This window comes from Puniceibacterium sediminis (assembly GCF_900188035.1).
Classification (GTDB): Bacteria; Pseudomonadota; Alphaproteobacteria; order Rhodobacterales; family Rhodobacteraceae; genus Puniceibacterium; species Puniceibacterium sediminis.
The window spans coordinates 125,721-149,063 of sequence record NZ_FZNN01000003.1; the positions used below are offsets into that span (position 1 = coordinate 125,721).

At 61.1% G+C, this 23,343-nt stretch carries 20 protein-coding genes; 13 read left to right on the forward strand and 7 right to left on the reverse strand.

Annotated elements, in window-relative coordinates; translation table 11 throughout:
• Positions 1–43: 43 nt before the first annotated feature.
• From CHB75_RS05030 to CHB75_RS05050, 5 genes are all read right to left on the reverse strand, one after another.
• Entirely contained in the window at positions 44–1,528 is a 1,485-nt protein-coding gene (locus CHB75_RS05030; RefSeq protein ID WP_089269441.1) for an NAD-dependent succinate-semialdehyde dehydrogenase, read from the reverse strand.
• Between the two features lie 196 nt (positions 1,529–1,724).
• Complete coding sequence (locus CHB75_RS05035; protein WP_089269571.1) at positions 1,725–2,201, reverse strand: Lrp/AsnC family transcriptional regulator; 477 nt, start codon at positions 2,199–2,201, stop codon at positions 1,725–1,727.
• On the reverse strand, positions 2,198–3,160 hold the full coding sequence (locus tag CHB75_RS05040) for a cyclodeaminase (protein WP_089269442.1): 963 nt from the start codon (positions 3,158–3,160) through the stop codon (positions 2,198–2,200). The genes CHB75_RS05035 and CHB75_RS05040 overlap by 4 nt, the downstream gene beginning before the upstream one ends.
• Positions 3,150–4,169: a hydroxyectoine utilization dehydratase EutB gene (gene eutB / locus CHB75_RS05045; protein WP_089269443.1), complete on the reverse strand. Its 1,020-nt coding sequence runs from the start codon at positions 4,167–4,169 to the stop codon at positions 3,150–3,152. Before eutB ends, CHB75_RS05040 begins: the two co-directional genes overlap by 11 nt.
• A 36-nt stretch (positions 4,170–4,205) precedes the next feature.
• Entirely contained in the window at positions 4,206–5,162 is a 957-nt protein-coding gene (locus CHB75_RS05050) for an aldose epimerase family protein (RefSeq protein ID WP_089269444.1), read from the reverse strand.
• Positions 5,163–5,483: 321 nt separating this feature from the next.
• Between CHB75_RS05050 and CHB75_RS05055 the strand changes: the two genes are divergently transcribed.
• A complete protein-coding gene (locus tag CHB75_RS05055; RefSeq protein WP_089269445.1) occupies positions 5,484–6,725 on the forward strand; it encodes an MFS transporter in 1,242 nt (413 codons plus the stop codon).
• A gap of 48 nt (positions 6,726–6,773) precedes the next feature.
• Here the strand turns inward: CHB75_RS05055 and trhO are convergent, their stop codons facing one another.
• A complete protein-coding gene (gene trhO / locus CHB75_RS05060; RefSeq protein ID WP_089269446.1) occupies positions 6,774–7,694 on the reverse strand; it encodes an oxygen-dependent tRNA uridine(34) hydroxylase TrhO in 921 nt (306 codons plus the stop codon).
• A 111-nt stretch (positions 7,695–7,805) separates the two neighbouring features.
• Here trhO and pncA point away from each other — a divergent pair, with 111 nt between their 5' ends.
• The 3 genes from pncA (at position 7,806) to pncB (ending at position 12,040) form a co-directional block, all read left to right on the forward strand.
• A complete protein-coding gene (gene pncA / locus CHB75_RS05065) occupies positions 7,806–8,399 on the forward strand; it encodes a bifunctional nicotinamidase/pyrazinamidase (RefSeq protein ID WP_089269447.1) in 594 nt (197 codons plus the stop codon).
• A 66-nt stretch (positions 8,400–8,465) separates the two neighbouring features.
• Entirely contained in the window at positions 8,466–10,814 is a 2,349-nt protein-coding gene (locus tag CHB75_RS05070; RefSeq protein ID WP_245840726.1) for a hybrid sensor histidine kinase/response regulator, read from the forward strand.
• Entirely contained in the window at positions 10,751–12,040 is a 1,290-nt protein-coding gene (gene pncB / locus CHB75_RS05075) for a nicotinate phosphoribosyltransferase (RefSeq protein WP_089269448.1), read from the forward strand. Before CHB75_RS05070 ends, pncB begins: the two co-directional genes overlap by 64 nt.
• 3 nt (positions 12,041–12,043) lie before the next feature.
• Here pncB and CHB75_RS05080 read toward each other — a convergent pair whose 3' ends face one another.
• Complete coding sequence (locus CHB75_RS05080; protein WP_217898762.1) at positions 12,044–13,075, reverse strand: LacI family transcriptional regulator; 1,032 nt, start codon at positions 13,073–13,075, stop codon at positions 12,044–12,046.
• A gap of 224 nt (positions 13,076–13,299) precedes the next feature.
• Between CHB75_RS05080 and CHB75_RS05085 the strand changes: the two genes are divergently transcribed.
• The 9 genes from CHB75_RS05085 (at position 13,300) to CHB75_RS05125 (ending at position 23,340) form a co-directional block, all read left to right on the forward strand.
• The gene (locus CHB75_RS05085; RefSeq protein WP_089269450.1) at positions 13,300–14,547 is read left to right on the forward strand and encodes an ABC transporter substrate-binding protein; all 1,248 of its coding nucleotides are present in this window, start codon (positions 13,300–13,302) and stop codon (positions 14,545–14,547) included.
• A gap of 70 nt (positions 14,548–14,617) precedes the next feature.
• On the forward strand, positions 14,618–15,514 hold the full coding sequence (locus tag CHB75_RS05090) for a carbohydrate ABC transporter permease (RefSeq protein ID WP_089269451.1): 897 nt from the start codon (positions 14,618–14,620) through the stop codon (positions 15,512–15,514).
• Positions 15,514–16,395 carry a carbohydrate ABC transporter permease gene (locus CHB75_RS05095; RefSeq protein WP_089269452.1) on the forward strand — a complete coding sequence of 294 codons (882 nt, stop codon included), beginning with the start codon at positions 15,514–15,516 and terminating at the stop codon, positions 16,393–16,395. Before CHB75_RS05090 ends, CHB75_RS05095 begins: the two co-directional genes overlap by 1 nt.
• Before the next feature lie 70 nt (positions 16,396–16,465).
• Positions 16,466–17,581: an ABC transporter ATP-binding protein gene (locus CHB75_RS05100; RefSeq protein ID WP_089269453.1), complete on the forward strand. Its 1,116-nt coding sequence runs from the start codon at positions 16,466–16,468 to the stop codon at positions 17,579–17,581.
• A 113-nt stretch (positions 17,582–17,694) separates the two neighbouring features.
• Positions 17,695–19,116 (forward strand): homospermidine synthase, encoded by a 1,422-nt coding sequence (locus tag CHB75_RS05105; protein WP_089269454.1) that lies wholly within the window; start codon positions 17,695–17,697, stop codon positions 19,114–19,116.
• Positions 19,117–19,234: 118 nt separating this feature from the next.
• A complete protein-coding gene (hisC, locus tag CHB75_RS05110; protein WP_089269455.1) occupies positions 19,235–20,320 on the forward strand; it encodes a histidinol-phosphate transaminase in 1,086 nt (361 codons plus the stop codon).
• The gene (locus CHB75_RS05115; protein ID WP_089269456.1) at positions 20,317–21,237 is read left to right on the forward strand and encodes a prephenate/arogenate dehydrogenase family protein; all 921 of its coding nucleotides are present in this window, start codon (positions 20,317–20,319) and stop codon (positions 21,235–21,237) included. Before hisC ends, CHB75_RS05115 begins: the two co-directional genes overlap by 4 nt.
• Positions 21,237–22,124, forward strand: a complete 888-nt coding sequence (locus CHB75_RS05120) for an extensin-like domain-containing protein (protein ID WP_089269457.1) — start codon at positions 21,237–21,239, stop codon at positions 22,122–22,124. The genes CHB75_RS05115 and CHB75_RS05120 overlap by 1 nt, the downstream gene beginning before the upstream one ends.
• Positions 22,125–22,245: 121 nt before the next feature.
• On the forward strand, positions 22,246–23,340 hold the full coding sequence (locus CHB75_RS05125) for an AbrB family transcriptional regulator (RefSeq protein ID WP_089269458.1): 1,095 nt from the start codon (positions 22,246–22,248) through the stop codon (positions 23,338–23,340).
• The last annotated feature ends 3 nt before the right edge of the window (positions 23,341–23,343 follow it).

The following is a 23,343-nucleotide window of genomic DNA, read 5'->3' on the forward strand; positions in this document are numbered from 1 at the left end:
GAATTTTCGTACGAAAATTCTTGCCTCCGGCCCCAGCGCAGAGTCATGCCCAGTCGCGGCATACGTATTTGATTTCGGTAAAGGCCTCGAGCCCCTGCCGCGCCCCTTCGCGACCCAATCCGGATTGCTTCATGCCGCCAAAGGGGATCGGCGCACCTGTCACCTTGGTTCGGTTCACGGCAACCATTCCGAATTGCAGGGCCCGGGCCAGACGATAGATCCGCCGGGGATCGACCGTGTGCACATATGCCACCAGACCGTATTCAGTGCTATTGGCGCGGGCGATGACCTCGTCTTCGGAATCAAACGGTACAATTGCGGCCACCGGGCCAAAGGTCTCTTCCCGCAGCATCAACGCATCGGCAGGCACATCGGCCAGCACAGTCGGCTCATAGAACAGCGGACCCAGCGCATGCCGCTTGCCACCGCAGACCAGCCGCGCGCCCTTGGCCAGCGCGTCGGCAACGTGCTCTTCCTGCTTGGCGACGGCCTTTTCGTTCATCAGCGGGCCAAGGTCAGGGTCATCCATGCCTGTTCCGATCGTCAGCTTCTGCGCTGCCGCCGTGAACTCTTCGACAAAGGAGTCGTAAATGGGGCGTTCAACAAAGATCCGATTGGCGCCAAGGCAGTCCTGGCCAGAGGTCGCGAACTTTGCCTTGATTGTTTCCTCGACTGCCTGCGCCAGATCAGCGTCCTTGAACACCAGCACGGGCGCGTGGCCGCCCAACTCCATGATCAGGGTCTTCATGGTGTCGGCGCACTGACGGTACAGCAGTCTCCCCACTTCGGTCGATCCGGTAAAGGACAGCACCCGCACGCGGGCGTCTTTGGTCCAGGGCTCGACGATCACCGGGGCCTTGCCGGTCACCACATTGAACACGCCCGGGGGAAATCCAGCGCGTTCGGCCAATTCGGCCAGCGCCAGCGCGGAAAATGGGGTTTCGGCGCTGGGATGCGAAACCACAGTGCAGCCAGCCGCAATCGCTGCGGCGGCCTTGCGGGTCAGCATCGCAGCCGGAAAATTCCATGGCGTGATCAGCGCGGCAACGCCGACTGGCTCGCGCCACAATTCGACCTCGGCGTCGGGCAGGTGTGATGTCACGCCTTCGATATTCGTGCGACGCGTCTCTTCGGCGTAGAATTCCACGAAATCGGCGGCATAGGTGATTTCGCCCCGCGCTTCGGAAATCGGCTTGCCCTGCTCAAGCACCATGATCCGGGCCAAGTCTTCGCGGTGTTCGATCATCAGATCGTACCAGCGACGCAGCAGGCGGGCGCGCTCCTGCGGCAGGGTGGTCGACCAGGTGGCAAAGGCGGCCTGCGCAACGTCAACGGCACTGCGGGATTCGATGCCCGACAGACTGGCGACTTCACCCAGCCACTCTCCGTCCGCCGGGTTTGTCACGGCAAATGCGGCACCGTCTGCGGCCCGGCACCATTTACCGCCGATGTACGAAAAGCTGCGCACAAGGCGTTGGTCGGACACCTGGCCAAGGGGTGTTTTGGGTAGCGTCTGGTGAACGGTCACGGGGCATACTCCTCTGACTGGGTTGCGCAAAACCTAGCCGCCCGCCGCCAGTGAAAGAGACCAAATACACCACCCCTGGCAGAGGAATCCTCTGCCCATCACGCCGGAAGCAGCCCAAACTTGCCTCGGCCTCGAGAGGCGCCTCCTGCTTCTATCCAAATACGCAAAACTGACCCTGCGCCAAAGCCTCGATGGCTTATTCGTCCAGCAAAAGCCCCAGAGGCAGCCCGACCGAGGATTTAACGGGCTTTGTCACGATATAAGTATAGTATCGCGCCAGCCCGATCCGCGCCTCTAGCAGCGAGTCGATCAGCCTTTGATAGGCGTCGATGTCCCGCGTCACCACTTGCAAAAGATAATCGAACCCACCGCCCAGAGCCCAGCACCAGGTGACTTCATCATGCATCAGAACCGCGCGTTCGAAAGCTTGGAAATGCTCGGCCTTGTGTCCCTCAAGCTCGGCAGCGACGAAGACAACCACATGCGGCCCGAACGCCTTGAGCGATAGGCGCGCGCCGTAGCCTTCTATGATTCCGGCCGTTTCCAGTTTCTTCAGCCGCTCCCAGCAAGGAGTCGGTGACAGGCCCACCTGTTCGGCCAGTTCCGCCTTGGTGATGCGTCCCCGCTGGCTGAGCACCCGGAGGATTTCCATGTCGCGCGCGTCAAGTTTCAGCATGGCAGGCCCAGCACGTGGGTGGCGATCGCGGTGTCCTGCGCGCCGGTGCCTGTCAGGTCGGCTATGGTGATATCGCTTTGTTTTTGCCGTCCGTGGTGGGCGCCGGTGATGATCGCGCCCAGTTCCGGTGGGGCGCCACGGGTCCAGACACCGGCCTCAATCGCGGCGCGCAACTCGCCCAGGCGCTCGACTTGGGATACCCGGTCCGCGACATAAAGGTCGGCGCGCATCAGTGCCGCGGGCACCAGTTCGCATTTCCCCGGTGCGTCCGATCCCATCGCTGTGACGTGCAGTTCAGGGTGCAGCCAGTCTGCCTGAAGGATCGGTTCACGCGCCGGTGTCGTGGTCACGACCAGTTGGGACCGTTTCACCAGAATGGCGGGATCGCTCGCAACCTCGGCCTCGATCCCCAGCGCGTCAGCCAGATCCGAGGCACAAAGCGCCGCCTTTTCCATGTCCCGCCCCCAGACCAGAACCCGTTCGAAAGGGCGCACCAGATGTGCCGCGCGCATTTGCAGACGTGCCTGCAAGCCAGTGCCGATGACGCCCGCCGTTGTCACCTTGGCCGGTGCCAGATGCCTCGCCGCCACGGCACCGGCCGCAGCCGTGCGCATGTCGGTGAGGAAACCATTGTCCAGCAGCACTGCCTGCACCTGCCCGGTGGTGGCGGAAAACACCGTCATCAATCCGCCAAGGCTGGGCAGACCGCGTTTCGCATTGTCAAAGAACCCCGTGCTGACCTTCAGCGCAAAACTGTCGAGGCCGGGGATATAGGCGGTCTTTACGTCCACTTCGCCATGCACAGCGGCCAGATCCATCGACAGGATCGGCGGCATGATCACCCCACCACCGGCAAGCGCCACAAAGGCCGCCTCGACCACGTCGACAAGCGCCAGATCCAGCGGCACCATGTTGAGCAACTCGGCCTCGGTCAGGATACGGATATCATGCGCCATAGGGCATCCCCTTGATCGTGACATCGCCCAGAATAACGTCCCGCCCCGACACGATGCGCGTGAACACATCCATGTCCAGATTGCGCCCTGTGATCACGGTGGCCGTCGGGCCGGTCAGGGTCAGCTTTCCGGCCTGCACTGCGGCGGTGCCGACGACGCAGCCACCTTCGGCAACGATCCGATCTTCGTAATACAGCGTCTGCATGGCGCGGTAGATTTCTTCTTCGGTGACCAGAATGACATCATCCAGCAATGCGCGGCACATGGGATAGCTCAGCCGATTTTCCACTCCGATTCCGCCGCCCAGTGAATCCGCAAGGCTGGCGTATTCGGCGACCTCGACCGGGTGCCCGGCCCGCAAGGATTCGTACATCGCTGCACCCCGGTCCATGCTGATGCCGATGACCTTGACCGAGGGCTTCAAAGCTTTTGCGGCCAGTGCCACACCCGCCGCCAGACCGCCGCCTGAAAGGGGGACCAGCAACGTCTCGATTTCGGGGCGGCGCTCCATGATCTCAAGCCCGATGGTGCCTTGCCCTGCGATCACGAAAGGATCGTCGAAGGGCGAGATTTCGACCAGCCCTTCCTCGGCCACCAGTCGTCGGCTTTCGGCAAAGGCGTCATCCTGTGATCGCCCGACGATCCGCACCTCGGCGCCAAGGGCGCGAATGCCGTCCACCTTGGCCTGCGGCACAAGTTCCGACATGCAGACCACGGCCCGCATCCCCTTTTCCGCCGCAGCATAGGCCACACCACGTCCGTGATTGCCAGTGGAACAGCAGGTCACACCCGCCGTGCCGTCCGGCAGGTTAGCCACAGCGTTCAGTGCGCCGCGCAGTTTGAACGCGCCGATGGGCTGCATATTTTCGAGCTTGAGCCAGAACGGCTGGCCGAACTGCGCCTCCAGATAGGGAGAGGGGACAAGGGGTGTGTCGTCGGCAACACCGCGCAGCACGTCGGCGCCGGCCCGGATGTCGTTCAGCGTGAGGGAGGGGGACAGATCTGTCATGGCCGGACTATAGGATCGCGGGCAAAGGCGTGGAAGTCATGGCGTGATCTCGATCTGCAGATGCTGGCGGTAGGGCCGATCGGGGGTGCACAGGATTGATCCGAACTGCGGATGCATCAGCGCACCGGGGAGGTTCTGTGCCTCAAGGCAGATCCCGGCAAAGGGCGCGTGGGCGGCACTGCCATTGGTTTCAGCATGAGGCCCGAGGGTGTTCGAGGTATAGAGCTGGATGCCCCGCTGGTCCGTCCAGAGCCGCAGTCGCATGCCGTTTGGCGCGGTGACTTCGGCCTGTGGGCCGTCGGTGTCATCCAATACAACGTTGCCGTCCCAGCCGGTGCGCGCCGGGTCCGCTTCGGCCAGCACTTTCGGGGTGCGGAAATCGTAAGGGGTGCCGGTCACATCCGCAATCTCGCCCGTGGGCATCAGATCTGGGCCATTGGGTGTGTAGTGTGACGCGGCAAGGCGCAGCGCATGATCACGCACACCGCCGAAACCCATGAGGTTGAAATAAAGGTGCTGTGCCAGATTAATAGGCGTTTCCCGGTCGGGGCGCACCATCATTTCATAACTTAGGCGGTGGCCATCAAGGGTCATCTTCACTTCGGCATCGACCGCGCCGGGGTAACCCTGATCCAGATGCGGGGAATGCAGGCGCAGTGTCACCGCCCTGTCACCCTCGGGCGAAAGGATCCAGTTGCGCAGCCCAAACCCGCCCGAACCGCCATGAATGTGGTGCGGAGGTGCGTTTACGTTCAGCGGCCAGACCTGTCCGTTCAGTTCGAACCGCGCATCGCGGATGCGGTTCACGACCCGGCCGCAAAGCGCGCCCATGGCGACAGGATTTGTGCGATAGGATTCGGGATCCGCATAGCCAAGAACGACCGGTACGCCGCCCACACGCCAGTGTTGCACCACGCAACCCATCGACAGCACGGTGATTTCGACATCGCCGTCACGCAGCGTATGGCTTTGGATAGGGTCGGATGGCGTCACGTTCGCGGCTCCTGCGTAGAAGGGTCCGCGCCACTCTGACCAATGGGGCGGCACTGTCAAACAGGTGGGGGCAGGTGATACAATCGAAATACGGTCAGGGATGTCATTCCGGCGAAACCCCCGCCTGTTTTGCGCCCGACGAACGGGAGGTGATACCGCCAGTCCGCAACGGTCAGGGGGGCAGGGGAAACAAAGCACCTTGTTTTAGGATCATGGGTGGGACTGTGGGCGGGCGCAGAGGAGCGAATTGGCACAGACTGGCCCTGTCAGAGATGTAATCTGGCTATACCCCGGCGCGCAAACGCGCATAGGGTGCGGCGTATGACGCCAGAGCACGCACCCCCCGACACATCACCATTCGACAGCCGCTATTCCTGGGCGCGTCTGGGCATTACCCTGTTGATTGCCGTGATGGGCAATGTCGGCATGTGGGCGATCATCGTGATCATGCCCGAGGTCGGTGCCGAATTCGGTGTCAGCCGGGCCGAGGCCACTTTGCCCTACACAACCACGATGATTGGCTTTGCGCTGGGCAACATGGTTATCGGCCGCGCGGTGGACCGCTGGGGCGTGACAACGGCGCTGTCAGGCGCGGCGCTGCTGATCGCGGTTAGCTACGGCGTTGCCGCGTTCAGCCCGACCATCATGGTGCTGAGCCTTGTGCAACTGGCCATCGGTTTTGGCACGGCTTCGTGCTTTGGTCCGCTGATCGCGGACATATCGCTTTGGTTCGACAGGCGGCGCGGTATTGCGGTCGGAATCGCCGCCTCGGGAAACTACCTGTCGGGCGCGATCTGGCCGGTGTTGCTGGGCTGGCTGGCAGAGGACGCGGGCTGGCGGTGGATCTACATGGTTCTGGCGGTTCTGACCGTGGTGATGATCCTGCCGCTTGCCCAGTTGCTGCGCCGTCGTCTGCCGCTAGACGCAACGGCACAGGCCGAGGCAAAGTCCGCCTCTCGCGCCCGGTCAACCGGGTTCAGCCCAAGCCAGCTCAGCTGGATGCTGGGGCTGGCGGGCATTGCCTGTTGCGTGGCGATGTCCATGCCGCAGGTGCATATCGTAGCGCTTTGTGTCGACATGGGGTTCGGCGCGACCGTCGGTGCCGAGATGCTGTCGCTCATGCTGCTTGGCGGGGTGGTGTCGCGCATCCTGTCCGGGCTGCTCGCCGACCGGCTGGGTGGCGTGCGCACGCTGCTGATCGGCTCGGCCCTACAGGGCATCGCGCTGTTCCTGTATCTGCCTGCCGGTGGGCTGGTGTCGCTCTACCTCGTCAGCCTTGTGTTCGGTCTGAGCCAGGGCGGGATCGTGCCGAGTTATGCGGTCATCGTGCGCGAATACCTTCCGGCGCGAGAAGCAGGGGCAAGGGTCGGGTTCGTCATGATGATGACGATTCTGGGCATGGCGCTGGGTGGCTGGATGTCGGGTTGGATCTATGATGTGACAGGCAGCTATCAGTGGGCGTTTCTCAACGGAATCGCTTGGAACGGCTTGAATATCGCGATCATGGTGGTGATTCTGTTGCGCGGACAGCGTGGTCAGGGAATGCGGGCAGTGCCTGCCTGAAGCGCAGCGGCAGGGGCCGCCTCAGTCCTGCCGCGGACCGATGCAGACCTAGGAGTCTTCGGGAAGGTCCTGATGAAGGTGGCGTTCACCGCGCGCTTTTGCCAGCAGGATTTGTTTCTGCCGCTCGCGGAAACGGGCCTTGTCCTCGGACGTGGTTTCGTCTGCACAAAGATGGCAGGCGACGCCTTCCTCGAATTCGGGACGGTCCCGGTCTGCTGGCAGGATCGGGCGGCGGCAGGCGTGGCACAGTTCGTGGGGTCCTTCGGTCAGGCCGTGGCCGACCGAAACCCGCCCGTCAAAGACAAAGCATTCGCCCTGCCACCGGCTTTCTGCCTCCGGAACCTCTTCGAGATATTTCAGGATGCCACCCTTGAGGTGATAGACGTCCTCGACTCCCTGACCCAGTAGGTAGTTGGTGGACTTTTCGCAACGGATGCCGCCGGTACAGAACATCGCGATGCGCTTGTTGTGGAAGCGGTGTTTGTTTTCCTCCCACCAGGCAGGGAAGTCCCGAAAGCTGGCGGTTTGCGGATCCACCGCGCCGTCGAAACTACCGATGGCGACCTCGTAATCGTTGCGGGTGTCGATCACCGCCACATCCGGGGCCAGGATCAATTCGTTCCAGTCCGCAGGGGCGACATAGTGGCCGGTACGCGCCAACGGGTCCACGTCCGGCTGGCCCATGGTCACGATTTCTTTCTTCAGCCGCACCTTCATGCGGGCAAAGGGGCGCGTCGCTGCAGTCGACAGCTTCCAGTCGATGTCGGCGCAGCCGGGCAGGGCGCGGATCTGGTCCAGCACCGCCGTTACTCCCGCTTCGGGACCGGCGATGGTGCCGTTGATCCCCTCGGGGGCGAGCAGCAGAGTGCCGGTCACGCGGTTCGACAGGCAGGCCGCGCGCAGGGGCGCCTGATACGCGGCAGGATCCGCGAAACGGGTAAAGTGATAGAGGGCAGCAACGGTGAACATTAGGGCGATGTACGCCCGCCGCGACCCCAGATCAAGAGACTGGTGTCCGAGGATCTTGAGCAGCGCGGCGGAGCGCCCTAGTCTGCCCAGAACCCCAGAAGGAGCTCCGCCATGCCCGCCCTGATCGTGATCGACGTCCAGAAGGATTTCTGCCCTGGCGGTTTGCTTGCCGTGCCGGATGGTGATGCGGTGGTCGCGCCAATCAACGCCATGATGCCCGATTTCGATGCGGTGATCCTGACGCAGGACTGGCATCCGCAGGGCCATAGCTCTTTCGCCAGCCAGCATCCGGGCAAGGCGCCACTGGAAATGATCGAGATGCCCTATGGGCCGCAGGTGCTCTGGCCCGATCACTGTATTCAGGGATCGGACGGCGCCGCGTTTCATGCGGATCTGAACGTCAATCCTGCGGACCTGATCATCCGCAAGGGATACCGTCGTGCAATCGACAGCTATTCCGCATTTTTTGAAAATGACCATGTCACGCCAACAGGGCTGGATGGCTACCTGCGCAGTCGCGGCATCAATGACCTGACAATGGTCGGCCTTGCCTTTGATTTCTGCGTTTTCTACTCGGCCATGGATGCCGCAAAGCTGGGTTACAGCGTCACCGTGCGGCGCGATGCAACGCGCGGTATCGATTTTGACGGATCGTCCCAAACCGCCCAGACCGCCATGCAGGAGGCCGGGGTGATTCTGATCTAAGCCTCTTGCGGCTTTATTAACTGGACGGGGGCTACACCGGGCACGAACAGGTTTGGTGGCCCCCGCATGATGCGTTCTCCTCTTGGCTCCGATGCTCAGGCGATCGCGTTCGAAGCGCGACATTCGCCCGAAGGACTGCTGGCCCGGTATGCCAATGGCAGGGTCAAGCATTTCTGGGCGCGTCAGGTGCTGACCGCGATTGGGGCCGGTTCACTCGCTCTTCTCGATACCGTCCAACTGGGTCTGATCACTTGTGCCTTGGCTCTGGTGGGAGAAGGAGTCGACTGCGCGATCTTGCGTCAGGTCCCGCGCTGGTTGAAACGCGGCATGCCTTTTGACTGGATAAGTAGAATTACCACGGTAACGGCCGGCTTTCAGGCGATGACCATTTCGGCTTGCATTCTTCTGACGCTCCTCGCTCAGTCAGAACATCATGTCAGCTTTTTCGCCATCGCCTTCCTTGTCGGTGCGACCTTCAATGCAGGCGTTGTAATCACATATCACCCGCCCGCCGGGAAAACGCGCGTTGGAATCTACGCGGCGACAGGTCTTATATATATGGCGCTGGACATCGCCATGGAAGGCGGGCTTGTCGCGCATCACGGCTTTGAAATGATGGCCGTCCTGCTGATGGCCAACAATGTCCGGGCCTTCCTGACCATGGTCATCGGGGCGCAGCGCTATCATGTTCAGTCTAATCGCGAACTGATCAAGGGTGCGCAGGCGCTGGAAAAAAGCAACCAGGAACTGCTGGAAGCCCAGCGAGAGGCGCGCCAGCTGGCACTAGTCGCCCGCCACGCCAATGACAGCGTGATTATGTCCGACAAGCACGGCAAAATCATCTGGATCAACGAGGCCTTCCAGAAGGTGACCGGCTTTGGCTGGCATGAGGCCGTGGGTCAGGAGGCGGGCGCCCTGCTTAACGGCCCCGAGACCGACGCAGAAACAATCCAGGCTATTCAGTCCGCCGTTCGAGAAGGTCGCCCGGTGCGTACGCATATCCTGAATTACACAAAGGACGGGCGCCGGATCTGGGTGGACATCAATCTTGTGCCTATCTGCGATGAAGATGGGCAAACAGACGTGGTTGTTGCTGTCGAGCGGGACATCACCGCAGCCAAGATGCATGCGATAGAATTGGCCGGGGCCAAGGCAAAGGCCGAAGAAGCGGCGCGCGCCAAGGCTGCCTTTCTTGCGACCATGAGCCATGAGATCCGCACACCGATGAATGGCATCATCGGGATGTCGGATCTTCTGTCCGAAAGCGCGCTTGGCCCGCAGCAGCGCGAATATGTCAGTGCCATCCATACCTCTGCCGAGTCACTCCTGCGGATCATCAACGATATTCTCGACTATTCCAAACTCGACGCGGGCAAGATGACCATGGTGGAGGAACCCTTCAGCCTGGCGCGCTGCATCCGTATGTCGGCAGATCTGTTGCGTGGTTCAGCACGCGACAAGGGCCTGTTTCTGGATATCTGCCACGACATGGCGCTGCCTGATATCATCATGGGTGACGAAGGGCGTGTGCGACAGGTGTTGCTCAACCTGCTTGGCAATGCGGTCAAGTTCACGGCGGCCGGCGGCATCACGCTGCGGGTCATGGCTGAACGCAAGGGGACCACCTATGCCGTGAGGATCAGTGTGACGGACACCGGGATCGGCGTGCCCCCCGACCGGGCAGCGCGTATTTTCGAACAATTCGAACAGGCCGATGTCGCCACGACCCGCAAGTTCGGCGGGACTGGTCTGGGTCTTGCCATCTCGCGGCAGCTGGCGCAGCGGATGAACGGAAATCTGGTCCTGATGCCGGGGGACAAACCGGGTGCCACCTTTGTCTTCACCTTTGCCGCCAGCGCTCAGCCAGCAGAGCGGCCCACCGAACTCCGGGCTCCCGCAGTGACCCAGGTGCTGGACCTGACAGGTATCACGATCCTGCTTGCAGAAGACAATCGAACCAACAGTCTCCTGATCGCCCGGTATCTTGCAGACGCGGAGATCACTCTCTGGTTTGCGACAAACGGGCGGGAAGCGGTGGAACTTGTTCGCGAACACAAACCCGACGTGGTGCTGATGGATGTCTCGATGCCGGAACTGGACGGTATCACCGCAACAATTCAGATCCGCGAAACCCAAGGATGGCAGCCACATATCATCGCGCTGACGGCCAATGCCTTTGATTCGGACCGTGACGACTGCATTGCTGCAGGCATGAACGACTTTCTTCCCAAGCCAGTTCGCAAGGCGGATCTATTGGCGGCATTGGCACGGAGTCCCAGGGTACACAAACCGCTTGGATCGTCCCCGACGCATCGCGTATCAGGGGAGGGACAAGCAAAAGAGGCCCCGAATTGGACATCGCAACCCGCGTCTGGAACCACAAGTGGAAGATCGACCCGATCGTCCGGTCTCTGATCGACACCGATTTTTACAAATTGCTGATGTGTCAGTCGGTGTTTCGCAACAAACCCGACACCCAGGTGACCTTCAGCCTCATCAACCGCTCTACGCATATCCCACTGGCCAATCTGATCGACGAAGGTGAGTTGCGCGAGCAGTTGGATCATATCCGGTCCCTGTCGCTGCGGCGCGGGGAATCGACCTGGATGCGCGGCAACACGTTTTACGGCAAGCGCCAGATGTTCCGCCCCGACTTCATGGATTGGTTCGAAAAACTGCGCCTGCCGCCTTATCATCTCGAACGCGTCGGCGATCAGTATGAGTTGACCTTTGAGGGCAGCTGGCCCGAGGTCATGCTTTGGGAAATTCCGGCGTTGGCCGTGCTGATGGAGTTGCGCGGCCGGGCTGTCCTGAACACGATGGGCCGCTTCGAATTGCAGGTGCTCTATGCGCGAGCCATGACCAAGCTTTGGGAAAAAGTCGAACATCTTCGGCAGGTGCCCGACCTGCGTATCGCCGATTTCGGGACCCGTCGCAGGCACTCCTTCCTGTGGCAGGACTGGTGCGTGCAGGCCATGCAGGAGGGGCTCGGGAACGGTTTCGCGGGCACGTCGAACTGCCTGATCGCCAAGAATCGCGATATGGAGGCGATCGGCACCAACGCCCATGAACTGCCGATGGTCTACGCCGCCCTGGCAGAAGACGACGCCGCGCTTGCCAGCGCACCCTATGATGTTCTTGCCGACTGGCACGAAGAGCATGAAGGAAACCTGCGCATCATCCTGCCCGACACCTATGGAACGAACGGATTTCTGCGCAATGCCCCTGACTGGCTGGCTGGCTGGACGGGCATCCGCATCGACAGCGGCGATCCTGCTGCGGGGGCGGAAACTGCGATCCGCTGGTGGCAGGAACGTGGTGAGGATCCGCGTACCAAGCTGGTGATTTTCTCGGACGGGCTGGACGAAGCGAAAATCGTTGAACTGCACAAACAGTTTCTGGGCCGCGTCAGGGTCAGTTTCGGCTGGGGCACGCTTTTGACCAATGACTTCCGCGGGCTGACCGAAGGCGACCGGCTTGCCCCGTTCAGCCTGGTTTGCAAGGCGATTTCGGCGAACGGACGGCCAACGGTCAAGCTGTCGGACAACCCGAACAAGGCGATGGGGCCGCAAGATCAGATCGACCGCTACAAGCGTGTATTCGACGTCGGGGCGCAGAAGCGGTTCGAAGTATTGGTGTGAACCTCAGTCGCGCAGGTGCGGCCCGTCAACCGGCGCGATGATCCTTTGCAGCGTTTCGGGGGGCTCGCCATCAATGCGGCGCAGCAGGATTTCGCCCATCTGTTGTCCAGTCTTTTCGACGTCCTCGAATATCGACCTGAACTTGGGCCGCATCAGATCGAATACCGGTGAGGCTTGCTTGATCAGCATGTCGACCTGATCGCCCGCAACCATACGTGCATCATCGATTGCTGCCAGTGCGGCCAGTGCCATCACCTCGCCCACGCAGACGATCCCGTCGGGCGGTGTGTCCGACAGCAGCATTTCCTTCAGCCGCCGCGCGATCTCGGCCGGGGGTGTGTCGATGCTGAGGTCTTCGGGAATGATATGCTCGATGCCGGCCTCGCGCACTTCGGACAAGAAACCAAATCGCAAGTGCTGGGAAAACGTGAACTGCGCCTGCGGCAGTACGATCATCAGCCGTCTGCGCCCCGCCTTTAGCAGCCACTGGACGGATTGGCGGGCAAAGGCTTCGTTGTCGAAATCGACATAGGCGTGTGGTGTCGTGAATTCTGTGCGCCCGTGGCTGACAAAGGGAAAGTCCTGTTCAAGCAGCAGCCGCACCCTGGGATCAAAACATTCGGTCCGGGACAGCACGATTCCGTCCGCAAGGTTGTTACGCAGGATGTTCCGTATCACCGATATCCGGTCCGAATCGATGAAGTCCGGGGTGATCGTGACCGAATAACCGGTGCCCCGCAGTGCCGCCGTGATCCCGTTCAGCAGCACATGGGTAAAGCCCAGATATTCATGCCCGGGATTGATCAGAAGCGAGATAACCTTTGTGCGGCCGGTCCGCAGCCTTTGCGCTGCGCGGTCCGGCACATAACCCAGCGTTTTCGCGGCCGTGGCCACCGTGTCGCGCGTCGTTTGTGCGATCTTGGGATCATTCGCCAGCGCCCTGGACACGGTTGTCACAGCATAGCCCGTCGCCTGGGCGACGGTCTTGAGGGTCGGCTTTCCGACCGGACGAGTCTGTGGCAGATCCTTGGTCACAATCCTGTCGATTTCCCTTGGGTTTCCTGGATGTCGCTTGGTTTGTATAACGTTACAAACATGGTTCGACTGTCAATGACTTTCGAGATTCGCCTTTTTTAATAGTGCTTTATGCTGCAACTGCGAACAAAGCGTGGCCCCAAAATAGCTGTTGACATAATGACTATTTAAATCGTTACAATAAACGCGGACGAGATCATGTCGTACCATTCTGGGAGGATAAAATGAAACTTATCAAACAACTCAAACTGTCTGCAGCGGCCTTGGCCCTGTCCGCAACCGCTGCCGCGGCGGCGGATGTCGAGGTTCTGCACTGGTGGACTTCGGGCGGTGAAGCAGCTGCGCTGAACGTGCTGAAAAATGACCTCGAAGGTCAGGGTATCGGCTGGATGGACATGCCGGTTGCCGGCGGCGGCGGCGAAGCGGCGATGACCGTGCTGCGTGCGCGCGTCACATCGGGCAACGCGCCGACGGCCGTGCAGATGCTGGGTTTCGACATCACGGACTGGGCAAAGGAAGGCGCGCTTGCCAACCTCAACGACGCTGCCGCCGCAAATGGCTGGGACGCAGTGGTGCCCGAGGCATTGCAGAAATTCTCCAAATACGAAGGCAACTGGGTTGCTGCGCCGGTCAACGTTCACTCCGTGAACTGGGTCTGGGCCAACAAGAAGGTGTTTGACGACAACAACATCGCCGTCCCCACCACCTGGGAAGAGTTCGAAGCCGCGATGGCGACGCTGAAAGCGGCCGGTGTGACGCCGATCGCACAGGGCGGCCAGCCTTGGCAGGAAGCGACGCTGTTCGATTCCGTTGTGATGGCCACAGGCGGTCCCGATTTCTACCAGAAGGCTCTGATCGACCTGGACCCCGAAGCACTGGGTTCGGACACCATGAAGCAGGCGTTTGATCGTCTGGGTGAAATCCGCGCCAATGTGGATGACAACTTCTCGGGTCGTGACTGGAACCTGGCCACTGCGATGGTGATCAACGGCGAAGCCGCCATGCAGATCATGGGCGACTGGGCCAAAGGTGAATTCGTCGCTGCGGGCAAGGTTCCGGACGAGGATTTCCTGTGCTTCCGCTTCCCGGGCACGCAGGATCAGGTGATGTTCAACGCCGACCAGTTTGCCATGTTCGACCAGGGTGGCGTCGTGTCGCCCGAGCAGGCAGCACTGGCCACCGCGATCATGTCGCCGACATTCCAGTCCGCGTTCAACGTGGTCAAAGGCTCGGTTCCCGCACGCACCGATGTGCCTGACACCGACTTTGACGCTTGTGGCAAGAAGGGCATCGCCGATCTGGCTGCGTCCTCCTCCTCGGGCAACCTGTTCGGCTCGCTTGCTCAGGGTTACGGCGCCCCGGCGTCGATCAAGAACGCCTACTATGACGTTGTGACGGCCTTCTTCAACGGTTCCTTTGACAGCCAGACGGCGACCGAAGAGCTGGTGACAGCTATCGAAATCGCGCAGTAAGCGCGGCCCCGGGGTTCGGCGCCTTTGCGCCGGACCCCATTCCAAACACCCTGACAGACTGGACCGCGTCATGGCATCTGCACCCGCGCAGGCGGATTTCAAAACCCGTCTGCAGAACCTGATTCCCAAGCTGGTGCTCGCGCCCTCGCTGGCGGTGATCTTCCTGTTCGTCTACGGATTTATCATCTTCACGGGCTACCTGTCTTTCACCGACAGCCGTATTTTGCCCAGCTTTAATCTTGTCGGGTTCGAGAATTACTCAAAGCTCTTCCGCCTGTCGCACTGGACCACCTCGATCACCAATCTGGCGATCTTTGCCAGCCTCTATATCGGCATCTCCACGCTGATCGGCCTCTCGCTCGCCACGTTTCTCGATCAGAAGATCCGGGGCGAAGGCCTGCTGCGTCCGATCTATCTCTACCCGATGGCGCTGTCCTTCATCGTGACTGGCACCGCATGGAAATGGCTGCTCGATCCCGGTATCGGACTTGAACATACCATGCACCTCTGGGGCTGGACCTCGTTCCATTTTGACTGGATCAAGAATTCCGACTACGCGATCTACACGGTCGTCATCGCCGCCGTCTGGCAGTCCAGTGGTTTTGTCATGGCGATGTTCCTCGCCGGCCTGCGCGGGATCGACAACGAAATCCTGAAGGCCGCACAGATGGACGGGGCAGGCAACTGGCAGATGTATCGCCGGATCATCCTGCCGCAGCTGCGCCCAGCGTTCTTGTCGGCTTTCGTGATCCTGTCCCACCTTGCGGTCAAATCTTATGACCTCGTCATTGCACTGACAGGCGGTGGCCCGGGTCGGGCAACAGAATTGCCGGCAACGTTCATGTATTCCTACACCTTCACGCGTAACCAGATGGGTATCGGTGCCTCGTCTGCCGTCATCATGCTGATGACCATCGCGGCGATCATGGTGCCCTATCTCTACGCCGAACTGCGGGAGAAGAAATAATGTCTGTCGCAACCCAAGACACCGCCCTGCGTACGGGGCGCGTTGCCCGCACCCTTATCTACCTGTTCCTGTTGCTGATGGCGCTGTTTTATCTGCTGCCCTTCGGGATCATGGTGATCAACTCGCTCAAACCCTTGTCTGAAATTACCGGCGGCAACATGATGTCCCTGCCGCAGGAATGGACGCTGGACGCCTGGCGCGCCGCATGGTCCACCGCGCAGATCGGGGTTGAGCCGACGGGTATGCGGCCCTACTTCTGGAACTCGATCAAGATGGTCGTTCCCGCCGTTGCCATCTCGACCGTGCTGGGTGCGCTGAACGGCTATGTGCTGACGAAATGGCGGTTCCGGGGCGATACGATCCTCTTCGGTCTGATGCTGTTTTCCTGCTTCATCCCGTTCCAGATCGTCCTGATTCCAATGGCGCGCGTGCTGGGCCTGATGGGGCTTGCCGGGACGACCAGCGGTCTGATCCTTGTCCACGTCGTCTATGGCATCGGTTTTTCCACGCTGTATTTCCGCAACTACTATGCGGTTTTCCCGACGGAACTCGTACGTGCTGCGATGATGGACGGCGCGGGATTTTTCCGGATCTTCTGGCGCATCCTGATGCCGTCTTCGGGGCCAATCACCGTGGTCTGCATCATCTGGCAGTTCACCAACATCTGGAACGACTTCCTGTTCGGCGCATCCTTTGCGGATTTCGACAGCCAGCCGATCACCGTTGCGTTGAACAACCTCGTGAACTCCTCCACCGGAGTAAAAGAGTACAACGTCCACTTTGCAGGCGCGATCTATGCCGCCCTTCCAACACTGCTCGTCTATATCGTGGCGGGCCGGTATTTCGTGCGCGGGCTGATGTCCGGATCGGTCAAGGGGTGATGACGATGCACCTGAACAACATGCACGGCGTCAAGACGCCCCTTTCTATTCCAACCGAAGGGTTGCCCTCATGAGCTTTCTCAAGATCGACAACGTCACCAAACGCTACGGCGCCGTCGAGGTGCTGCACCGCGTCGATATCGATGTGCAGCAGGGTGAATTCCTGGTCCTCGTTGGGCCTTCGGGTTGTGGCAAGTCCACGCTGCTGAACATGATCGCGGGGCTTGAAGAGATTTCTTCGGGCACCATCGCGATCAAGGACAAGCCGATGAACGGCGTGCACCCAAGCAAGCGTAACATCGCCATGGTGTTCCAGTCCTACGCGCTTTACCCCAACATGACCGTGGGCAAGAACATCACCTTTGGTCTGGAAATGCATGGCGTTCCGAAAGAGGATCGCGACCGCGCGATGGACAAGGTCGCCGACATGCTCCAGATCAAGCCGCTGCTGGATCGCAAGCCCGGCCAGCTTTCTGGCGGTCAGCGCCAGCGTGTTGCGATGGGCCGCGCGCTCGTCCGGGACCCGGACGTGTTTCTGTTCGACGAACCGCTGTCCAACCTTGATGCCAAGCTGCGCGTCGACATGCGGACCGAGATCAAGAAGCTGCACCAACGTCTTGGCACCACCATCGTCTATGTCACCCACGACCAGATTGAGGCGATGACTCTGTCCACCCGCATCGCGGTGATGAACGGCGGCTATATCCAGCAGCTGGGCACGCCCAAGGAAATCTACGACACGCCGAACAATATCTTTGTCGCGGCCTTCATGGGGTCACCGTCGATGAACCTGCTGGATGCGGTGATCCGCATCAAGGGTCCGGATGCAGCGGCCGAGATCACCGATTACAACGGTCATCCGATCACGCTGCCGCTGCCGCTTCCTGCGGCATCACTTGCAGGTCGCGATGGCACCAAGGTTGTGCTTGGTATCCGGCCCGAGGCGATCACCGATCCCGACGGCGCGGACAAGTCTGCCAAAATCGTGGTCCAGATGCAGAACAAGATCGATGTGACGGAGCCTGCCGGTTCGGACACCTTCATCACAACCACGATGGTCGGCAAGGATGTGATCGGTCGGATGCGCGCCGATGCCCACGTCAACGCCGGTGACATCGCGGATCTGTCGATCAACATGGACAAGGCGGTGATCTTCGATCCGAAAAGCGAAGACCGCATCGTCTGACAATTGGCGCCCGTCTGCGGGCGGGCGCGTCATCGCACTCCAGAAAAATCACACGTTCCCCTTGCCGCCTGCACAAGCTAGTTATCCAGCAAACTCATGCAGGAGATCCCCGGATGACGCAGGACTATCCCGTCTACGGCCGCATCGACGGCCCCATCGTGATGATCGGTTTCGGCTCGATCGGCAAAGGCACCTGGCCCCTGATCGAACGCCATTTCGACTATGACGCCAGCAAACTGACCGTAATCGAACCCGACCATGCGCAGGCCAATTTTCTGCGCCAGCACGGGCTGAAGCATCTGCAAGTCGCGATCACAAAAGACAATTATCGCGAAGTCCTTGGCGATCTGTTCAGCGAAGGCAAAGGCTTCTGCGTCAATCTCTCGGTCGATACCTCTTCGCTTGATCTGATGAAATACTGCCGGGAACTGGGCGTGCTTTACATCGACACCGTGGTCGAACCCTGGGCCGGTTTCTACTTTGATACCCAGAACAACGCCGAACGCACCAACTATGCCCTGCGCCAGAAGGTCCGCGACGAAAAGGCCGCAAACCCCGGCGGCCCCACGGCGGTCAGTTGTTGCGGCGCGAATCCCGGCATGGTCAGCTGGTTCGTCAAGGAGGCGTTGCTGACGTTGGCCAAGGATACCGGCCACGACACCACCACGCCGACTGACCGCGACGGCTGGGCCAAACTGATGCAGAGCCTTGGCGTCAAGGGTGTCCACATCGCCGAACGGGACACACAGGCCCGGCGTGTCCCGCGGCCGCGCGGTGTCTTCGTCAACACATGGTCGGTCGAAGGTTTCATCTCCGAAGGGTTTCAGCCGGCCGAACTAGGCTGGGGCACGCACGAAAAGTGGTTCCCCGAAAACGGTCACAGCTACGACACCGGCTGTCAGGCCGGCATCTGGCTGGAACGCCCCGGCGCGATCACCCGCGTGCACACATGGTGCCCGACCCCGGGGCCGCAGTTTGGTTACCTCGTGACCCATAACGAGGCGATCTCGATCTCGGACTACTACACCGTCGGCGACGCGGCCAAACCCGAATTCCGCCCGACCTGCCACTACGCCTACCACCCCTCGGACGATGCGGTGCTTTCCCTGCACGAGATGTTCGGCTCGGGTCGTCAGCAGACCAAACACCACATTCTGACCGAAGATGAGATCGTCGAGGGCATCGACGAACTGGGTGTGCTCCTGTTCGGCCATAAAAAGAATGCTCTCTGGTACGGCTCGCGGCTGTCGACCGAAGAGACCCGCGATCTGGCGCCGTATCAGAATGCCACCGGCCTTCAGGTCAGCTCGGCTGTTCTGGCGGGCATGGTCTGGGCGTTGGAAAACCCCATGGCCGGCATCGTCGAGACGGACGAGATGGACCATGCGCGGTGCCTCGAAGTGCAGCGGCCCTACCTTGGTCCGGTCGAGGCGCATTACACCGACTGGACCCCGCTGCAGGACCGGTGGGAGCATTTTCCCGAGGATATCGACGATTCCGACCCCTGGCAGTTCCGCAACGTGCTGGCGAGCTAGAGGAAAGCGTAAAACAAGTCCCAGCCTTGATGGTCGGGTGGGTGTAGCCCGCACTTCCCACTTGCCGCTTTTCTTGCCGAACCGCCCTCGCTAAACACCTTCCAACAGGAGTTCACAGATGACACAGATCACGCCCCAGCCCGGCATCATGGACATCGCCCTTTATCAGGGTGGCAAGGCGCATGTGGATGGCGTGTCCAACGTGGTCAAGCTCAGCTCGAACGAGAACCCTTTTGGCCCCAGCCCCGCCGCTATGGAGGCTGTTCGCCGCTCGGCGCACGAATTGCACCGCTACCCCAACACCGACCACGCGTCACTGCGGCAGGCCATTGCCGAGGTGCACGGACTGGACGCCAACCGCATCATCTGTGGTGTCGGCAGCGACGAAATCATCCACTTCCTCTGCCAGTGTTATGCCGGTCCGGGGGATGAAGTGGTGCACTCGGTGCATGGTTTCGGCATGTACCGGATCTCTGCTCTGGCTTCCGGCGCGACCCCGGTCGAGGTCCCCGACAGCGAACGCGTCACAGATGTCGACGCGTTCCTCGCGGGCTGCTCTGAGCGCACCAAACTGGTCTTTGTCGCCAACCCCAACAACCCCACCGGCACGATGATCGGCATGGCCGAGATTGAGCGCCTTGCCGAAGGTATTCCGCCGCAAGCGATCCTTGTCCTTGACGGTGCTTATGCAGAATACGTCGAAGGCTACGATGGCGGCGCGGCGCTGACGCAGGCGCGTGACAACGTGGTGATGACCCGCACATTCTCCAAACTCTACGGCCTTGGTGGTTTGCGCGTCGGCTGGGGCTATGGCCCGCAGGAAATCATCGACGTCCTCAACCGTATCCGCGGGCCTTTCAACCTGTCCAGCACCGCCCTTGTCGCGGCCGAGGCAGCAGTTCGTGATCAGGCCTATGCCGATAAGTGTCGCGCCGAAAATGCGCGAATGCGGTCCTGGCTGTCCGAGGCGCTGGCCGAACATGGCGTGCCGTCCGACACCTCGACCGCGAATTTCGTCTTGGCCCGCTTCGGTTCCGTCGAAGAGGCAGAAGCCTGCGACATCTACCTTCAATCCCAAGGGCTGATCGTGCGCCGGGTGGGGTCCTACAAGCTGCCGAATGCCCTGCGCATCACTGTGGGCGATGAATCATCCTGCCGCCGGGTCGCTCATGCCGTGGGGCAGTTCAAGGCAGGTCAGCGATGACTGAGGTATACCCCCGCGTCGCCCTGATCGGTCTGGGCCTGATCGCCTCGTCCATGTTCTGGGCGATGAAACGACGCGGCGTGGTCGGTCATGTCACCGGCTACGCGCGTTCTGCCGCAACCCGTGACACCGCCCGACGCATCGGATTGTGTGACACCGTTTGCGACAGCGCCGCCGAAGCTGTGGAAGACGCCGATCTGGTGGTCCTTGCCGTTCCGGTGGGGGTCATGGGCGATGTGGCCGCGGAAATCGCTCCGTACCTCAAACCCGGCTGCACTGTGACAGACGTCGGTTCGGTCAAGAAGACGGTGATCGAGGCGGTCGCGCCCCACCTTCCAGAAGGCGTGCACTTCGTGCCGGGGCACCCGCTGGCAGGCACCGAACACTCCGGCCCAGAATCCGGCTTTGCCAGCCTTTTCGACAACCGCTGGTGCCTGCTTGTCCCCGTCGAGGGGGCCGCACCCGAAGCGGTCGAAACGCTGACCACCTTCTGGCAGGCGCTGGGCGCAAATGTTGAACTGATGGATGCCGAACATCACGACCTTGTCCTTGCCGTCACCAGCCACACACCGCACCTGATCGCTTACACCATGGTGGGCGTGGCGGACGACCTGCGCCGTGTCACCGACAGCGAAGTCATCAAATACTCTGCCGCCGGTTTCCGCGATTTCACCCGCATCGCGGCATCCGATCCGACCATGTGGCGCGACGTGTTCCTCAACAACAAAGAGGCGACTCTGGAAATCCTCGGCCGCTTTACCGAAGAGCTCTTTGCCCTTCAGCGCGCCATCCGCACCGGCGACGGCGACCACCTTCACGCCTATTTTACGCGCACCCGCGCCATTCGACGTGGTATCATCGAGGCGGGTCAGGACACCGATGCCCCGAATTTTGGACGAACAAGAACGGAGCGGTAATGCGGCTGATAGTCAAAGGCTTCTTGGCGCTTGTCCTTGCCACATCTGCCTTTGCCGAGTCTCCTGATACCTCGCTCCGCCCAGTTGCCCGCCTTCAGAACAGCATCGCGCCGCCCTCTGTGGCCACAGCAAACGTCGTTTTGCCACGTCTTTCGGCGGATAGCCGCCCCGCCGCCCGGCCCGGAATGCCTGAGGTCGCGCTGATCGCAAATTCGCCACGCGCTGCGGTCGGGCGCAACGAACGTCTGCCTGATTTGGCCGCTCCTTCTGCCTCAAGCCTCGCCGTTAGCCGGACTCTGCGCCCATCGCTTCGCCCCGCTGCCATCGTTCAGGCGGCCATGGTCCAGCGGAAAAAACAGGCGCGCGGGGCTGTCTGTGGTGACCCGGCACTTCAGGGTGAAAGTATCGGCCTTGTGTCCGGGCGTCTTGGCGGTTGCGGCATCAAGGATGCTGTGCGCTTGCGCTCGGTCAACGGTATCTCGCTTAGTCAGCAGGCGCTGATCAACTGCACCACCGCCAAGACGCTGAAACGGTGGGTCGACACATCGCTGATCCCCGCCGTCGGTTCGCGGGGCGGGGGCGTGGCGCGTATCACCGTCGCTGCACATTACGCATGCCGGTCGCGAAACAATCAAAAGGGCGCGAGGATTTCCGAACACGGAAAAGGCCGCGCCATCGACATTTCAGGGTTTCGCCTGCGCGACGGGTCCCGGATTACCGTTCTGAAAGGCTGGGATACCACTCAGGACGGTCTCCTGCTGCGCAAACTGCACAAGGCAGCCTGTGGTCCGTTCGGCACCGTGCTGGGGCCGGGGTCAGATGGGTTTCACCGTGACCATTTCCATTTCGACACAGCCGCTTACCGCAGCGGGTCCTATTGCCGCTGAGCCTGCCTTGACACGGCCCGCCAACGGGCCGAAGACGTTCCTGGGCGCTAAAAGGCGCTGTGACAGGACATGAGGTGAGCATGGCCCAGTTGGCCGGACGCGGATCACCGGCAACGCCCGCATGGTAGTTGCCAAAAACAAGGACGATCAGCTGAAGACGCTGTCGCGGCGTGCGCTTTGGGGGCATATCACCTTGGCGCTGACACTTGGGGTTGCCGGGGGGCTGCTGTTCAGCAGTCTTGGCTCGCCCCTGCCCTGGATGCTGGGGCCGATGATCTTCAACACCATTGCCGCCGTTCTGAACGCCCCCATTCGCCCGCCGATCCGGGTGCGCCCCTATGTGATCGTGGTCATCGGCGTGATGCTGGGTGCCGGATTCAAGCCCGAGGTGATCACACAGGCCAGGGACTGGCTCGTGTCCTTCGGGTTTCTCGGTCTCTACCTTGCGGTGTCCTGCGTTCTTGTCGTGCCGTTCTACCGCAGGTTCGGCGGTTTCGATCTTGTCACCGCCTTTTTCGCCGGGATGCCCGGGGGCCTGAACGAGATGATCCTGATTGGTCGCGACTACGGCGGTGACGATGCCAAGATCGCGCTTGCCCATGCGGCGCGCATTGTCATCGTGGTTTCTCTGGTGGCGGTCTGGTTTCGCCTGATCGCGGGCTATGATCTGGGCGACCGGTCACAATTCGGGGTCAGCTTTTCGGAGATCCCTCTGCGCGATCTGGCGGTGCTGACGGTCTGCGGCATTCTGGGTTTCTATCTTGGCCCGTTGCTGCGCCTGCCCGCGCCGACCCTGATCGGTCCCATGATTGTCAGCGCGGTTGCGCATCTTGCGGGGCTGGCCAGCAACCCGCCGCCGTCCGAGCTCGTGGTACTGGCGCAGCTGATACTGGGCACGATCATCGGTTGCCGGTTCGTGGGCTCCAAGGCGCGCGACATTGGCCATGCGCTGCTGCTCAGCCTGGGTGCTACGATCATCATGTTGGCCGTCACCGTGGTTTTTGCGGTGGCATTCCACGGCCTGTTTGGCCAGACGACCGAGCAGGTCCTGCTGGCCTATTCCCCCGGCGGTCTGGCTGAAATGAGCCTTGTCGCGCTCGCCATGCATGCACAGGTTGCCTATGTCGCCAGCCACCATGTTGTGCGCATCACAATGGTAATTCTGTTCGCGCCGCTGGTCTTTCGCTGGTTGCAGCGTCGGTCAGCCAGGGGCTGACGC

What these genes read in the sequence shown, in the direction of transcription:
- CHB75_RS05040 (WP_089269442.1), bottom strand. Translation starts at nt 3,160, where the DNA reads ATGGCGCATGATATCCGTATCCTGACCGAGGCCGAGTTGCTCAACATG.
- eutB (WP_089269443.1), bottom strand. Translation starts at nt 4,169, where the DNA reads ATGACAGATCTGTCCCCCTCCCTCACGCTGAACGACATCCGGGCCGGC.
- CHB75_RS05055 (WP_089269445.1), top strand. Translation starts at nt 5,484, where the DNA reads ATGACGCCAGAGCACGCACCCCCCGACACATCACCATTCGACAGCCGC.
- trhO (WP_089269446.1), bottom strand. Translation starts at nt 7,694, where the DNA reads ATGTTCACCGTTGCTGCCCTCTATCACTTTACCCGTTTCGCGGATCCT.
- pncA (WP_089269447.1), top strand. Translation starts at nt 7,806, where the DNA reads ATGCCCGCCCTGATCGTGATCGACGTCCAGAAGGATTTCTGCCCTGGC.
- CHB75_RS05070 (WP_245840726.1), top strand. Translation starts at nt 8,466, where the DNA reads ATGATGCGTTCTCCTCTTGGCTCCGATGCTCAGGCGATCGCGTTCGAA.
- CHB75_RS05085 (WP_089269450.1), top strand. Translation starts at nt 13,300, where the DNA reads ATGAAACTTATCAAACAACTCAAACTGTCTGCAGCGGCCTTGGCCCTG.
- CHB75_RS05090 (WP_089269451.1), top strand. Translation starts at nt 14,618, where the DNA reads ATGGCATCTGCACCCGCGCAGGCGGATTTCAAAACCCGTCTGCAGAAC.
- CHB75_RS05095 (WP_089269452.1), top strand. Translation starts at nt 15,514, where the DNA reads ATGTCTGTCGCAACCCAAGACACCGCCCTGCGTACGGGGCGCGTTGCC.
- CHB75_RS05100 (WP_089269453.1), top strand. Translation starts at nt 16,466, where the DNA reads ATGAGCTTTCTCAAGATCGACAACGTCACCAAACGCTACGGCGCCGTC.
- CHB75_RS05105 (WP_089269454.1), top strand. Translation starts at nt 17,695, where the DNA reads ATGACGCAGGACTATCCCGTCTACGGCCGCATCGACGGCCCCATCGTG.
- hisC (WP_089269455.1), top strand. Translation starts at nt 19,235, where the DNA reads ATGACACAGATCACGCCCCAGCCCGGCATCATGGACATCGCCCTTTAT.
- CHB75_RS05115 (WP_089269456.1), top strand. Translation starts at nt 20,317, where the DNA reads ATGACTGAGGTATACCCCCGCGTCGCCCTGATCGGTCTGGGCCTGATC.
- CHB75_RS05120 (WP_089269457.1), top strand. Translation starts at nt 21,237, where the DNA reads ATGCGGCTGATAGTCAAAGGCTTCTTGGCGCTTGTCCTTGCCACATCT.
- CHB75_RS05125 (WP_089269458.1), top strand. Translation starts at nt 22,246, where the DNA reads ATGGTAGTTGCCAAAAACAAGGACGATCAGCTGAAGACGCTGTCGCGG.